Genomic DNA, 14,261 nt, shown 5'->3' on the forward strand with positions numbered 1-14,261 from the left:
ACCAAATAAGTTAACAATATTATTCAATTGTAATCTTAATATTCATTATTTTATAATTCATATCTTATATTTGATATAACTACAGAGGTTTCGCTTATTAAATTAATTTCAGTGTTAACCCTACCTGATCTAGAACTTTTAAGAATTTTTACAATAGGCCTTAGTGGGAAGTTAGGTATAGTTTCTTGCACAACAGCTATGTCACCATTACTTAGATCAACTAAAGTTCCTTTTGAGAAAGGAATTACAATTTTGCAGAATATATTAACAATTTCATAGTCAAATTTTTTGCCTGCATTAGACATTAAATATTCAAGAACATCACTTGGAAACATTGCTCTTTTATTAGGTCTACCGGTTGATAAAGAGTCATATGCGTTAGCAATGCTTACAATTTTACTTAAGGTACTTATCTCATCATTAGCTAGCTTATTAGGATAGCCTAATCCATCAGGTCTTTCATGATGCTGTAGTGTTATTATTTTGCTATTAGCGCTCAGATTATAAGAGTCTGATAAATATTTATATCCGAGTATTGGATGCTGGTCTAATATTGTAACTTCTTCATCCGTTAGTTCTTCCTCTTTCATAAGAATTTCCTTTGGAATAAATGTTTTCCCAACATCATGAAGCAATGCTCCAATACAAAGATATTGAAGTTGTCTTTTTGGAAGCTTCAATGCAATTCCAAGGACTAGTGATATTACGGCAACATTCACAGAATGAGAGTAGATATAATTATCCATGCTTCTTATGTCTATTAGTGAAAGTAAGACACTTTTATTATTTAGAACATTTTCAATTAAATCTTCAGCCATAGACTCAATATTATTGAAATATACTGATTCCTTTTTTGAAAACTTATCAGCAACAGTAAGTCTATTTATATTTGAAAAAGCTTCTTTTATTGTTAGAATTGCTTTTTGTCTTAATTCAGGTTTAATAATATCTTCAATTTCATCAGAACTAAATTCATCAATTATATATATTGATAAAATATTTAAATCCTTTATCTTAAAAATAATTCTTTCACTAAGGACCATACCAGCTCTTACTAATACTCTACCATCAGAATCGTATAATGTCTTACCAATAACTGTATTCGGTTTTACACATTCAATTGGAATTAATCTCATATTATCTTCTCCTCAAATGTTGGTTATAGTACAATTTACAACATAATTCTTAGTTAAATGTTAAACATAATAGTAGTATATCAGTAAAATTGGCGTATTTATAGTATTATGATGAAAAAATATATTATTTTGTTTAACATATTTAAAAAATAGAACTAACTACTAGTTAGAAAACAGGTCTGATAATTAGATTTTTATACAACAGATTTGATATAAGATACTAAACTCATAATTGATAATAAATTAAGTATTTTAGCAGATTTAAGTATATATAAGTCCATTAACTTTTTATATTAATAAATGATAATTTTGTTACTTGATATTTAAATTGTGTTATAATATTATAGATTACAAATAAAAATATCAAAGGGGGCTTTTTCAATGTCAAGAGTTTATAATTTTTCAGCAGGACCAGCTGTATTACCGGAGTCAGTCCTAAGAGAAGCTGCGGGGGAAATGCTAGACTACAAGGGGACAGGCATGTCAGTTATGGAGATGAGTCATCGTTCTAAAGCGTTCGAAGAAATCATCACCGATGCTGAAAAAACATTAAGAGAATTAATGAATATTCCGGATAACTATAAGGTATTATTCCTTCAAGGTGGGGCATCACAACAATTTGCAATGATTCCAATGAATCTAATGAAAAATAAAGTTGTGGATCATATTATTACAGGGCAATGGGCAAAAAAAGCAGCGTCAGAAGCAAAAATATTTGGAAAAGTTAATATATTAGCGTCTTCAGAGGATAAAACTTTTTCATATATACCAGATTTAAAGGATTTAAAAGTTTCAGAGGATGCAGACTATGTTTACATATGTCATAACAATACAATCTATGGAACTACGTATAAAGAATTACCAAACGTTGGGGATAAGATATTAGTAGCAGATATGTCATCAGTTTCTTATCTGAGCCAGTAGATGTATCAAAATATGGACTAATATTTGCAGGAGTACAAAAAAATGCAGGACCAGCTGGTGTTGTTGTAGTAATAATTCGTGAAGATTTAATCACAGAAGATGTATTACCAGGGACTCCAACAATGTTAAGATATAAGGTTCATGCAGACAATAAATCACTATATAATACACCACCAGCATATGGAATATATATATGCGGAAAAGTATTTAAATGGGTTAAGAATAAGGGTGGACTAGAAGCTATGAAGAAAATTAATGAAGAAAAAGCTTCTATTTTATATGATTTTCTTGATTCAAGTAGCATGTTTAAAGGAACTGTTGTAAAGAAAGATCGTTCTTTAATGAATGTACCATTTGTAACAGGTTCAGATGAACTAGATGCTAAATTTGTAAAAGAAGCTAAAGCAGTAGGATTTGAAAATCTAAAAGGACATAGAACAGTTGGTGGGATGAGAGCAAGTATATATAATGCTATGCCAATTGAAGGTGTTAAAGATTTAGTAGAATTCATGAGAAAATTCGAAGAAGACAATAAGTAATAGAATAAAAATCAACTAAATTTAAGGAGATAATCAGGTTTTGGTTATCTCCTTAATTAATTTTATAAATAAAATTATACTAATATCTGAATTATAATATGTATTATGTATAGATAATCAATACAATATATACAATTTTAAATATTGTTAGTACATGTAATGTTTTTATAAGCGAATATTAGATTAATTGCCATATAAAAGACATATAAAAGAATACTCAAGTATAGATTACAGATGAAATAAATTTTAAATAAATCTATAGAAGTATAATAGCCATATAAAGATATTCAAGCAGAATACAAGGTGGAAAAATTTAATATAAATATGTTTTGGATTAGTTCATAAATCTTAATTTGCTAACTAACTTGATAGAATTTTAAATGCAAAGTTACTATTGCAATATATATATTAAATTAATCATTACATAATATCAAAAAAGGAGCTATCGAATTAATCGATATACCCCTCTTTATTGATAATATAAAATTAACAGTTAAGTAATTAGAACTCGCTTGTTCCAGGAGTTCTAGGGAATGGAACTACGTCTCTAATATTAGTCATTCCTGTTATATACATAATTAATCTTTCGAAACCTAAACCAAAACCAGCGTGCTTAGTTTCTCCATATTTTCTTAATTCTAAATACCACCAGTAATCATCTTCAGATAGGTTTAATTCAGTCATTCTATCTTTTAGCACATCTAGTCGTTCTTCTCTTTGGCTACCACCTATAATTTCTCCGATTCCTGGTACCAAAAGATCAGTAGCAGCTACTGTTTTTTCATCATCATTTAATCTCATATAGAAAGCTTTAATATCTTTAGGATAGTCTGTTACAAATAGTGGCTTTTTAAAGTGTTCTTCAGTAAGATATCTTTCGTGTTCTGTTTGTAAATCAATGCCCCATGATACATCGTAATCAAATTTCTTTCCACACTTTTGTAGTATTTCAACAGCTTCTGTATACGTAACTTTAGCAAAATCTGATGAAACTACGTGATTTAATCTTTCTAATAAACCTTTATCAATAAATTGATTAAAGAACTCTAATTCCTCAGGACATTCATCCATAACATATTTAATAACATATTTAAGCATATTTTCAGCAAGGTCCATATCATCTTGTAAATCTGCAAAGGCAATTTCAGGTTCAATCATCCAAAATTCAGCAGCATGTCTTGTAGTATTTGAATTTTCAGCTCTGAATGTTGGTCCAAATGTATAGATATTTCTAAACGCTAAAGCAAAGCATTCAGCATTTAACTGACCAGATACAGTAAGATTAGTCTCTTTGCCAAAGAAATCCTTGCTGAAATCTACACTTCCATCTTTACTTAATTCAGGAGTTTTAGGATCAAGTGTTGTTACCCTAAACATTTCTCCAGCACCTTCACAATCGCTACCAGTTATTATTGGTGTGTGAGTATACACGAAATTTTGATCTTGAAAGAACTTATGTATTGCATAAGCAGCAACAGAGCGAACTCTAAAAGTTGCAGCAAATGCATTACTTCTAGGCCTCAAATGAGCTATTGTTCTTAAGTATTCGAAAGTGTGTCTCTTTTTTTGAAGTGGATAATCAGAGTTTGACATACCCTCGATAATAATATTCTTAGCCTGAATTTCAAAAGGTTGTTTTGCTTCAGGAGTAGCAACTAAGATACCAATAACTGAAATTGATGAACTTATAGGTAATTTAGATATTTCTTTGAAGTTATTTAACTTATCGTCAAAAACTACTTGAATATTTTTAAAGAAAGAACCATCATTAACTTCTATAAATCCAAAAGCGTTAGATGATCTTAAAGTTTTTATCCAACCTGATATTGTTATTTCCTTTGATAAGAAATCATCAGTATTTCTGTAAAGACTTCTAATTAAAATTGATTTTGCCATATTGCATGACCTCCATTTTATAATTAATCTTGTGATCAAAACATATTATTAATGAAAAAAATTTTTCACTATTTTAAAATATCATTTATGTAACCTATTACCCTTGATAATAAATAGATTTTACAATACTTTTTTTGTGAATGCAACTTAGGACCTGTCCCTAAACATATAATAAACCAGTGCCTTAGAGCGTCTGAGTATAAATAATACGTGAAATAAATATATAAACTACGAATATATGTAATTTATCATAAAAAAGCTTTATTTTTTATAGTAAAATTATAAAAAATAAAGCTTTTTTTATATTAAGAGTATTTATTTAACATGCTTGTCTATTCTAAGCCGTTTTCAAAACTCTGAATCAATTCTTTTGGAAAGTTTAACATTGTCATATCTTTAACTATCCTTTTATATGCGTAGGAAATTTCTTTTATCTGAACTTTCATTCCATCTTCCTTACTGATATTTAAAATACAATAAGTGCTATTTGGCCTACCAATCTTAGGCTTTCCAACACTGCCAGAGTTTATATATACCTTATTTTTAAAATCCTTCATTCCAGGTATATGCGTATGTGCACAAATTAATACGTCGTTAGAAATGGAGTTCATAACTTCTGAAGTATTATCTCCGTCCTTTAAGAGATATTCATCTATTTTATCTGGACTTCCATGAACAAATAAGAGACTTTTATTAGCAATATTCAAGGTTAAAGTTGAAGGTAAATTAGCAAGAAATAGTCTGTTTTCTTCTCTTAATTCTTTAACTGTCCAAGGAAGAGAAAAAGCATTAATAGGAGTTTCTCTTATATATGAATATTCATTATCAACTACAGAACTATCATAATTTCCTCTTATGCAAAGAATATGACGTCTCCTGATCATGGAAATTACTTCGTTAGGGTGAGGACCATAACCAACCAAATCTCCTAGGCAAATAATTGTATCAACTTTCTCAATATCAATATCTTCTAAAAGATTAATAAGAGCATAGACATTAGCATGAATATCTGAAATTATTGCTATTTTCATGAGCATTCCTCCTAAGTTATTTAGCAAATTAAGTATTTAGGCTTTTAGGTATTTTTCCCCAACAATAACTACATCACCAGCACCTACTGTTAATAGCAGGTCACCAGAAACTAGTTTTGATTTTACGTAACTAAGTGCTTCATCATGTGAGTGAACATTAATACATTTCAATCCTTTATTTCTTAATGCATCACCAAGTTCGTCAGAAGATACAAGTCCAGTATTTTTCTCTCTAGCTGCATAGATGTCCATTAGTATAAGTTCATCTGCATCATTGAAACATTCTGTAAATTCATCAAATAGGGCCTTTGTTCTAGTATAAGTGTGAGGTTGAAAAATACAATAAGTCTTATTATGATTCATTTGTTTAGCAGTACTTAATGTGGCTCTAATTTCTGTAGGGTGATGAGCGTAGTCATCTATAACAGTTACACCATTTAATTCTCCCTTATATTCAAATCTTTTATGCGCTCCTTTGCAGTTTGATAATCCTTCAATAATACAGTCATTAGAAATATTAAATATAAGAGAAACACAAATCGAAGCAAGGGCATTCAATATATTATGCTTACCTGGCACATTTAAAGTAATATTGAATAAGTTTTTACCGTCCTTATATACATCAAAAGTGGCACAACCATTTGTATTGAAATGAATATTTTTAGCAGTTAAATTAGCATTGTCACTAAATCCATAACTTAGAGTATTGCAATTTGTCTCAGACAGAATTTCATTTACCCTTTGATCGTCAGCATATCCAACAAGATAACCATCTTCTGGGATAAGTCTTGAGAATTGTAAAAATGTATCAGCAATTTCATCTATATCTTTATAGTAATCAAGATGATCAGAATCAATATTTAGAATTATTCCAACGTAAGGTGGGAATTTTAAAAATGAACGTTTATATTCACAAGCTTCAGTTAAGAAATATTCACTATTACCAATTCTGAAATTTCCTCCAATTGCATCTAATTCACCACCAACTAAGATAGTTGGATCTAAATTATCAGCAAGTGTTATATGAGAAAGCATGGATGTACATGTAGTCTTTCCATGAGTTCCAGATATTGCAACACTGTATTTATGCCCCTTCATAATTTGCCCTAAGAATTCAGCTCTGTCCATTAATGCAATATTTCTTTCCTTGGCTTCTAAAAGTTCAGGATTATCAGATGGGATTGCAGCGGTATAGACCACTAAATCTACATTATTAATATTCTCTCTTCTATGACCTATGTAAATTTCAGCACCTGAAGATCTTAATTTATCAATGATTGCAGAATCCTTAAAGTCAGAGCCAGATACACTATAACCACTATTTAATAAAACAGCAGCAAGTCCGCTCATACTAATTCCACCAATGCCAATGAAATGAATTTTTTTATCTTTATCTTTTATAAAATTGAAAGACAAATGATCAACTCCTTTTTAATTAATAAAACTAAATGTTATTATAAGTTCCAAAATTTGAGTATAGAATTTTTAGTTTTATACTTTAACTATAATTATATACATTTTTCAAAAAATCAACCATAGTAAAAAATAAATACACAATATTTTATGCATATTTAGCGAGTTTGTGAACAAGTTATAAATATAAATTAACTTTATAACTAAAAATATTGATATTAACTTGAAATTAGCATAAAATATGAATATTAAAGCGATTTAATATAAAAAAAATTCGTGTGGGTGATTTTATGGAGAAGTTTACAAGAAATAATAGGGTAGTTGCCATAACAAAAATATTATTAGAAAACCCAAATAAAATATTGGGATTAAATAAATTTTCAGAATTACTAAATGCAGCTAAATCTACTATAAGTGAAGATATTGTTGTTGTTAGAGAAATTCTAGAAAGACTTGAAATGGGTAAAGTTGAAACAATTGCAGGAGTAGCAGGTGGGATAAAATACATTCCTCAAAGTGGCGAAGAAGAGAAGAAAGCTTTTGCATTAGAATTATGTCAGCAATTAAGTGATGATGGAAGAGTTATACCGGGAAATATAATATATATGACGGATCTAATGTATGATCCTAAGATAATAAATAAAGCAGGAGTCATGCTTTCATCGTGTTTTCAAGGAAAAGAGATTGATTATGTAATAACGGTAGAAACTAAAGGTATTCCTTTAGCTTATGAGGTTGCTAGAAATTTAGGCGTACAATTAGTTATTGCTAGAAGAGATAGTCAAGTAACGGAAGGTCCTACAGTTACTATAAACTATGTATCAGGAAGCAATGGAAGATTGCAACAAATGTCTCTATCAAAAAAGTCCATGAAACCATCAAGTAAATGTATATTCATTGATGATTTCATGAAGGGTGGAGGAACTGCAATAGGTATTAAGGACTTATTGAAAGAGTTCGATAGCGAGCTAGTAGGAATAGGAGTATTAGTCGATAATAAACAAATTGAAAAAAAATTAGTAGACGAATATGTTTCTATTGTAGAGTTAAAAGCTGTTGATAAATCAGCAATTATAGGGATACAACCTTCAAAAACATTTTCTTAAAATTAACAGAAAATTTTACTCTAAAGATGCCGCGTAATTCCAAATACTTTTAATTCAGTATACATATAAATGAACATTAAATTTGTAGATAGGCCCAACAAGAAAAATATTGATTTTATGGTAAATATTTATTGTTACTTCAAGTTGTCGTGAATAGAAATTGTTCTAAAATTCAAATAGGACAATCCCAGAAATTTGGTATTTGTATAAGATTACACAAAAAAATAAATTTTATAAGGATTTATCAAATATAAAAAAGGAATTTAGAAATTTGTGGAGAAATTATATAATATTAAATATTTTTAAGGCAACTGGGAGGGGTGGAGTAAAATGCAAATAACAGATGTTAGGATTAGAAAAATTGCATCAGAAGGTAAAATGAAAGGAATAGTTTCTGTCACATTTGATAATGAATTTGTAGTTCATGATATCAAAGTTATAGAAGGACAAATGGGTTTATTTATTGCTATGCCTAGTAGAAAAACACCAGATGGAGAATTTAAGGATATAGCTCACCCAATAAATACAGAAGCAAGAGAAAAAATACAAACTGCAATTTTAGAAGCTTATGAAAAAGCAGTCTCAGAAGAAGTTGTAGAAGGCTAGGATTTTAACAAAAGGAAGTTTTAATAACTTCCTTTTGTTTTGTCATAAAGTATTTCTATAGCCAAATATTAAATGTACTAATGGGTTGAAATAAGAATAGCTTTCCAATATAATTAAATTGATATGAATATTTAACCGATTATTGTAAGTAAATAATCGTGTTAATATAAATTTATAAATGAGGTGTGGTATATAATGTATAAATGTGCACTGGTTTTAGCAGCGGGTCAAGGTAAAAGAATAAAATCTGATTTACCTAAAGTATTGCATAAAGTATGTGGTAAAGAAATGCTAAAACATGTTATAGATTCGATAAGAAAATCAGGAATTGATGATATAGATGTAATTATAGGGAAAGGTGCTGAGCTTGTTAAAGAGAGAACATTAGATAGAAATGTTAGTTATTCAATGCAAGCTGAACAATTAGGAACTGGTCATGCTGTTAAGTGTGCTGAAGAGTTCTTAAAGGATAAGAAAGGAGTAGTCGCAATTTTTACTGGTGATACTCCTTTAATAAAGCAATCAACAATTGAAAGGCTATTTAATGAACATATAGAAGCAAAAAATTCAGCAACTATATTAACAGCAATAGTTAATGATCCTACAGGTTATGGAAGAATAGTAAGAACGAATGACGGCGTATCAAAAATTGTAGAGCATAAAGATTGCACTGAAGAAGAGCTTAAGATAAACGAGATGAATTCAGGAATATATTGTTTTGATATTGAGCTACTTGTAGATGCGTTAAGTAAGATAACAAATAATAATGGACAAGGTGAATATTATCTTACAGATGCTATAGGAATATTAAAATCTCAAGGTAAAAAAATAGGTGCAGTCGTAACTGAATATGAAGAAACTATAGGAGTAAATTCAAGAGTTCAGTTAGCAGAAGCAGAAGAAATACTTAAGAATAGAATAAATCTTATGCATATGGAAAATGGAGTTACTCTAATTGATCCTAGAACAACATATATAGGGATTGATGTTGAAATAGGCAAAGATACAATAATATATCCTAATAATATTTTAGAGGGAAATACAAAGATAGGTAATAACTGCTTAATTTATCAAAATTCAAGAATTGTTGATAGTAATATTGGTAATGAGGTAGATGTTCAAGCTTCAGTTATATTAAATAGTAATATTGGTGATAATACTACTGTTGGTCCGTTTGCGTATATAAGACCAGAAACTACAATTGGTAAGCATGCAAGAATAGGAGATTTTGTAGAAATAAAGAAATCTACTATTGGAGATGGAACTAAAGTCTCTCACTTAACTTATATAGGAGATGCAGAAGTGGGATCGGAATGTAATTTCGGATGTGGTACAGTAGTTGTAAATTATGATGGTAAGAATAAACATAAGACTATTATAGGAGATCATAGCTTTATAGGCTGTAATACCAATTTGGTATCACCTGTCACAATTCACGATAATACTTATATTGCGGCAGGATCGACCATTACATCTGAAGTAAAAGAAGGTGATCTTGCAGTTGCAAGAGCTAAGCAAAGAAATATCAGTGGATGGGTAGATAAAAAGGGATTAAAAAAATAATTTTTTAATAATAAATCAGCCAAAATTTTAAGGAGGTCTTCTCAATTATGATAACTCATGGAAGAAATATAAAAGTATTTACTGGAAATTCGCACTCACAGTTAGCTCAAGATATAGCAGAGATTTTAGGAGTTCCAGTAGGAAACTCTAAGGTTTCAACTTTTAGCGATGGTGAAATATCTGTTGATATTAATGAAACTGTTAGAGGGAATGATGTGTTCATAGTTCAATCTACATCTTCACCTGTTAATAACAATCTAATGGAATTGCTAATTATGATTGATGCATTTAAAAGGGCATCAGCGGGTAGAATTACAGCGGTCATTCCATATTATGGATATGCTAGGCAGGATAGGAAAGTTAAATCAAGAGATCCTATAACTGCAAAACTGGTTGCAGATTTATTGACTGCAGCGGGAGCAAACAGGGTCTTAACTATGGATTTACATGCATCTCAGATTCAAGGATACTTTAATATTCCAGTAGATCATTTACTTGGAGCACCAATACTTGCTGAGCATTATATATCAAAAGGATTAGTAGATCAAGATGATGTTGTTGTAGTTTCACCAGATTTAGGAAGTGTAACGAGGGCAAGAAAATTTGCGGATAATTTACATGCTCCAATAGCAATCATAGATAAGAGAAGGCCAAAGGCAAATGTTTCAGAAATAATGAATATTATTGGTGATATTGAAGGAAAAAGATGTATATTAATTGATGATATGATAGATACAGCAGGAACTATTGCAAATGCAGCGAATGCACTTAAGGATTTAGGGGCTAAGAATGTATATGCTTGCTGTACACATGGAGTATTGTCTGGCCCTGCAATGGACAGGATAAATACTTCAGCAATTGAAGAATTAGTACTATTAAATACAATTCCGTTAAAAGAAGGTAACGATAATAGCAAAATTAGATCTATATCAGTAGCTCCTTTATTTGCAGAAGCAATAAAGAGAATTTATGATGATCAACCAATAAGTAAGTTATTTGAATGTCAACAATAAATAATAATTTAAAGAGTTTTTAAATAAATAAGATATTGAAAGGAATGTATATTTACTCTAAGTAATTAGGGTAAATATATATTCTATTTTTTATAGTTAAATAAATTTATTTTATTAAGTCAATATTAAGATTGTAAACGAGAAAAGTTTTATGATTTAATTAAAATAGGATCTATTAAATAATTATTATACTTATATATTTTTAGAATATTTATTATAATTAAAGGATAATTTTGTTTTCTATAATAAATAGTATATTTATGTTATATTAGGATATGAATGCTTATGCAATAGTAATAAATTAAGGAGGAAAGAAGAATGGATGGAGTTACAACCAAGGTTCTGATTGTGGATGACGATGAAAACATTAGTGAAGTTATAGACATGTATTTAAAAAGCTCTGGATATAATACAAAGATAGCCTTGAATGGTAAAGAGGCTCAAGAATTTTATTTAGAATATAATCCAGATATTGTCTTGCTTGATGTTATGATACCGTATATAGATGGAATTGATATTCTAAAATGGATACGAAAACAGAAGGAAACTCCAGTTATAATGATTACAGCAAAGGGGGACACCTTTGACAAGGTTTTAGCACTGGAAATTGGTGCAGATGATTATATAGTAAAACCTTTTGAACCTAAAGAGTTGTTAGCCAGAGTAAAAGCTGTATTAAGGAGATATTCTTCAGAGAATATTAAAAATGAAGTAATAAAATTAAGTGATTTATCAATAGATTCAACTTCGTATAAAGTTATATATAATGAAGAAGAAATAAAAATGCCACCAAAGGAATTTGAACTATTATATTATTTGGCTAATAATAAAAATAAAGTTTTTACGAGAGAGCAATTACTTTGTGAAGTATGGGGATATGATTATCCAGGAGATTCTAGAACTGTAGATGTTCATATAAAAAGATTAAGAGAAAAATTAAGTAGTGGAGAACAGTGGGAAATCCAAACAGTATGGGGTGTTGGTTATAAATTTGAGGTAAATTAAATGAAAAAAAGTGGAAGCTTACTTCAAAAACTTATAATAACATTTATAGTTATTTTGACTATTGTTTTAGTTTCATTAGCTTGGTTATTATCTATATGGTTTAGAATAACATATTTTACTGAAAAGAAGGTGCAGTTTCAGAAAGATGGAGAGTATATATCCGAATCTATAAAAACATACAATTCTAACAAAAATTCATTGGAATATGATAAATTACAGGCTATAGTGGATATGTCAAGTGTTGGAGCAAATGCTGATATTACTGTTTCTGATAAGTTTGATAATATATATATATACTCCAAAACTTCAAGTACTAAGGAGATAGACAATAAACCAGAGAATCTAGATAATAGTAAATATTCTTTATTGGATGGAAAGCCAGTAGAGTATATTGGAGATCGTTACACCTATATATATCCGATATTAGAAGATGATGAGTTTCAAGGATATATTGTCATGACAGCTCCTTTATCAACAATAGGTAAACAGTTGCATAGAATATATCTTATTGTATGGATATCGGCATTAGGAGCAATGGTATTTGCATCTGTAGTTTTATCATTAGTTTCAAAGAAAATATTGATTAATCCTTTAGCTGAAATAAACAAGGCAGCCAAAAGGTTTGCTAATGGAGAAGTTAATAAAAGAGTTCATATAGAATCGTGTGATGAGATTGGTGAGTTGGCAAGTTCATTTAATATAATGGCGGAGTCTTTAGAAAAGGTTGAGAATAATAGAAGAGATTTTATATCAAATGTTTCTCATGAGTTGAGATCACCAATAACTTCTATAAAGGGATTTATTGCTGGAATAATAGATGGAGTGATTCCAAGGGATAAAGAAGGATATTATTTAGACATAGTATACAGTGAGATAAAAAGACTTACAAGATTAATTAATGATTTACTAGATTTATCAGCCATTGAATCAGGTAAATTAAAATTCAATATAAGAAAGATCGATATAAATGAGTTAATTAGATTATGTGTTATAAATAATGAACAAAAGATAAGAGAAAAGCAAATAATGTTAAAAATAGATTTGAAAGACCAGAATTGTTATGTAAAAGCTGATGAAGATAAGACAATGCAAGTCATAACTAATTTATTAGATAATGCAATAAAATACTGCGGAAATAATGGAATTATAAGAATTAGTACATATTCCAAGGGTTCTAAAGTATTTGTTGAGATATATAATAATGGACCTAAAATTGCAGATGAAGAAATAAGGCATATATGGAATAGATTTTATAAATCAGATAAATCTAGAACAAACAAAGTTAGTACTGGACTCGGATTGCCAATAGTAAGAATGATAATTATGCAACAAGGTGAGGAAGTATGGGTCAAGAATCATCCTAATATAGGAGTCACATTTACATTTTCTCTTACAAAATATAAAAATAATAAGATTAGATAAGAGCGCTAAGGAGGACACAAGTATGTTTTTAATAGTAGGTCTTGGAAACCCAGGGAATGAGTATGAGAATACAAGACATAATATTGGTTTTAAAGTTATTGATAATATTGCAAAAGAGTATAATATTGAAATAAACAGGCAAAAATTTAAAGGTATGTATGGAGAAGGTTTTATAAATGGAAAAAAGGTTATGCTTTTAAAGCCAACTACTTACATGAACTTAAGTGGTGAAAGTGTAAGAGAAGTAGTTGATTTTTATAATCTTAACAACGATGAGATACTAGTTATATATGATGATATAAGTCTAGAAGTTGGAAAATTAAGAATAAGAGAAAAAGGAAGTGCTGGAGGGCATAATGGAATAAAGAGCATTATAGCACATTTAAATAGTGAAATTTTCTCAAGGATAAAAGTAGGGGTAGGACAACCTAATGGAGATTTAGTAAAGCATGTATTAGGTAAATTTACAAAAGAAGAAACTGCTATTCTAAGTGAAAGTATAGAAGCGTCCACAAAGGCGGCGGCGGAAATAATTAAAAATGATGTTAAGACAGCTATGAATCAGTTCAATGGATTCAAGGCGAGTACAACAGTTTAAGGAAGGTGC

General features: G+C 29.4%; 11 protein-coding genes and 1 pseudogene. 8 read left to right on the forward strand and 4 right to left on the reverse strand.

Annotated elements, in window-relative coordinates; translation table 11 throughout:
- Window positions 1-50: 50 nt before the first annotated feature.
- A complete protein-coding gene (locus AXY43_RS14815) occupies window positions 51-1,136 on the reverse strand; it encodes an HD-GYP domain-containing protein (RefSeq protein WP_023976817.1) in 1,086 nt (361 codons plus the stop codon).
- A 381-nt stretch (window positions 1,137-1,517) separates the two neighbouring features.
- Here AXY43_RS14815 and serC point away from each other — a divergent pair.
- Window positions 1,518-2,599, forward strand: a pseudogene (serC, locus tag AXY43_RS14820) (3-phosphoserine/phosphohydroxythreonine transaminase).
- Window positions 2,600-3,100: 501 nt separating this feature from the next.
- Here the strand turns inward: serC and asnS are convergent.
- From asnS to murC, 3 genes are all read right to left on the reverse strand, one after another.
- Complete coding sequence (asnS, locus tag AXY43_RS14825) at window positions 3,101-4,495, reverse strand: asparagine--tRNA ligase (RefSeq protein WP_023976816.1); 1,395 nt, start codon at window positions 4,493-4,495, stop codon at window positions 3,101-3,103.
- 332 nt (window positions 4,496-4,827) lie between these two features.
- Entirely contained in the window at window positions 4,828-5,526 is a 699-nt protein-coding gene (locus tag AXY43_RS14830) for a metallophosphoesterase family protein (RefSeq protein ID WP_023976799.1), read from the reverse strand.
- Window positions 5,527-5,562: 36 nt separating this feature from the next.
- Window positions 5,563-6,942, reverse strand: a complete 1,380-nt coding sequence (gene murC / locus AXY43_RS14835) for a UDP-N-acetylmuramate--L-alanine ligase (protein ID WP_023976798.1) — start codon at window positions 6,940-6,942, stop codon at window positions 5,563-5,565.
- 287 nt (window positions 6,943-7,229) lie between these two features.
- Between murC and purR the strand changes: the two genes are divergently transcribed.
- The 7 genes from purR (at window position 7,230) to pth (ending at window position 14,252) form a co-directional block, all read left to right on the forward strand.
- Window positions 7,230-8,045, forward strand: a complete 816-nt coding sequence (purR, locus tag AXY43_RS14840; RefSeq protein ID WP_011967444.1) for a pur operon repressor — start codon at window positions 7,230-7,232, stop codon at window positions 8,043-8,045.
- Window positions 8,046-8,375: 330 nt separating this feature from the next.
- Window positions 8,376-8,651, forward strand: coding sequence for a septation regulator SpoVG (gene spoVG / locus AXY43_RS14845; protein WP_011967445.1), 276 nt, complete (start codon window positions 8,376-8,378; stop codon window positions 8,649-8,651).
- A 195-nt stretch (window positions 8,652-8,846) separates the two neighbouring features.
- A complete protein-coding gene (glmU, locus tag AXY43_RS14850; RefSeq protein ID WP_023976797.1) occupies window positions 8,847-10,214 on the forward strand; it encodes a bifunctional UDP-N-acetylglucosamine diphosphorylase/glucosamine-1-phosphate N-acetyltransferase GlmU in 1,368 nt (455 codons plus the stop codon).
- A gap of 47 nt (window positions 10,215-10,261) precedes the next feature.
- On the forward strand, window positions 10,262-11,227 hold the full coding sequence (locus tag AXY43_RS14855; RefSeq protein ID WP_011967447.1) for a ribose-phosphate diphosphokinase: 966 nt from the start codon (window positions 10,262-10,264) through the stop codon (window positions 11,225-11,227).
- A 318-nt stretch (window positions 11,228-11,545) separates the two neighbouring features.
- Entirely contained in the window at window positions 11,546-12,232 is a 687-nt protein-coding gene (locus AXY43_RS14860; protein WP_011967448.1) for a response regulator transcription factor, read from the forward strand.
- A complete protein-coding gene (locus AXY43_RS14865; RefSeq protein WP_011967449.1) occupies window positions 12,233-13,654 on the forward strand; it encodes a sensor histidine kinase in 1,422 nt (473 codons plus the stop codon).
- Between the two features lie 22 nt (window positions 13,655-13,676).
- Complete coding sequence (gene pth / locus AXY43_RS14870) at window positions 13,677-14,252, forward strand: aminoacyl-tRNA hydrolase (protein ID WP_011967450.1); 576 nt, start codon at window positions 13,677-13,679, stop codon at window positions 14,250-14,252.
- Window positions 14,253-14,261 lie beyond the last annotated feature (9 nt).

This window comes from Clostridium sp. MF28 (assembly GCF_002969175.1).
In the GTDB taxonomy this organism is placed as follows: Bacteria; Bacillota; Clostridia; order Clostridiales; family Clostridiaceae; genus Clostridium; species Clostridium beijerinckii.

Coding starts and splice junctions, on each gene's coding strand:
- asnS (WP_023976816.1), bottom strand. CDS start 4,495: ATGGCAAAATCAATTTTAATTAGAAGTCTTTACAGAAATACTGATGAT.
- pth (WP_011967450.1), top strand. CDS start 13,677: ATGTTTTTAATAGTAGGTCTTGGAAACCCAGGGAATGAGTATGAGAAT.
- spoVG (WP_011967445.1), top strand. CDS start 8,376: ATGCAAATAACAGATGTTAGGATTAGAAAAATTGCATCAGAAGGTAAA.
- AXY43_RS14855 (WP_011967447.1), top strand. CDS start 10,262: ATGATAACTCATGGAAGAAATATAAAAGTATTTACTGGAAATTCGCAC.
- glmU (WP_023976797.1), top strand. CDS start 8,847: ATGTATAAATGTGCACTGGTTTTAGCAGCGGGTCAAGGTAAAAGAATA.
- purR (WP_011967444.1), top strand. CDS start 7,230: ATGGAGAAGTTTACAAGAAATAATAGGGTAGTTGCCATAACAAAAATA.
- AXY43_RS14860 (WP_011967448.1), top strand. CDS start 11,546: ATGGATGGAGTTACAACCAAGGTTCTGATTGTGGATGACGATGAAAAC.
- AXY43_RS14815 (WP_023976817.1), bottom strand. CDS start 1,136: ATGAGATTAATTCCAATTGAATGTGTAAAACCGAATACAGTTATTGGT.
- AXY43_RS14830 (WP_023976799.1), bottom strand. CDS start 5,526: ATGAAAATAGCAATAATTTCAGATATTCATGCTAATGTCTATGCTCTT.
- AXY43_RS14865 (WP_011967449.1), top strand. CDS start 12,233: ATGAAAAAAAGTGGAAGCTTACTTCAAAAACTTATAATAACATTTATA.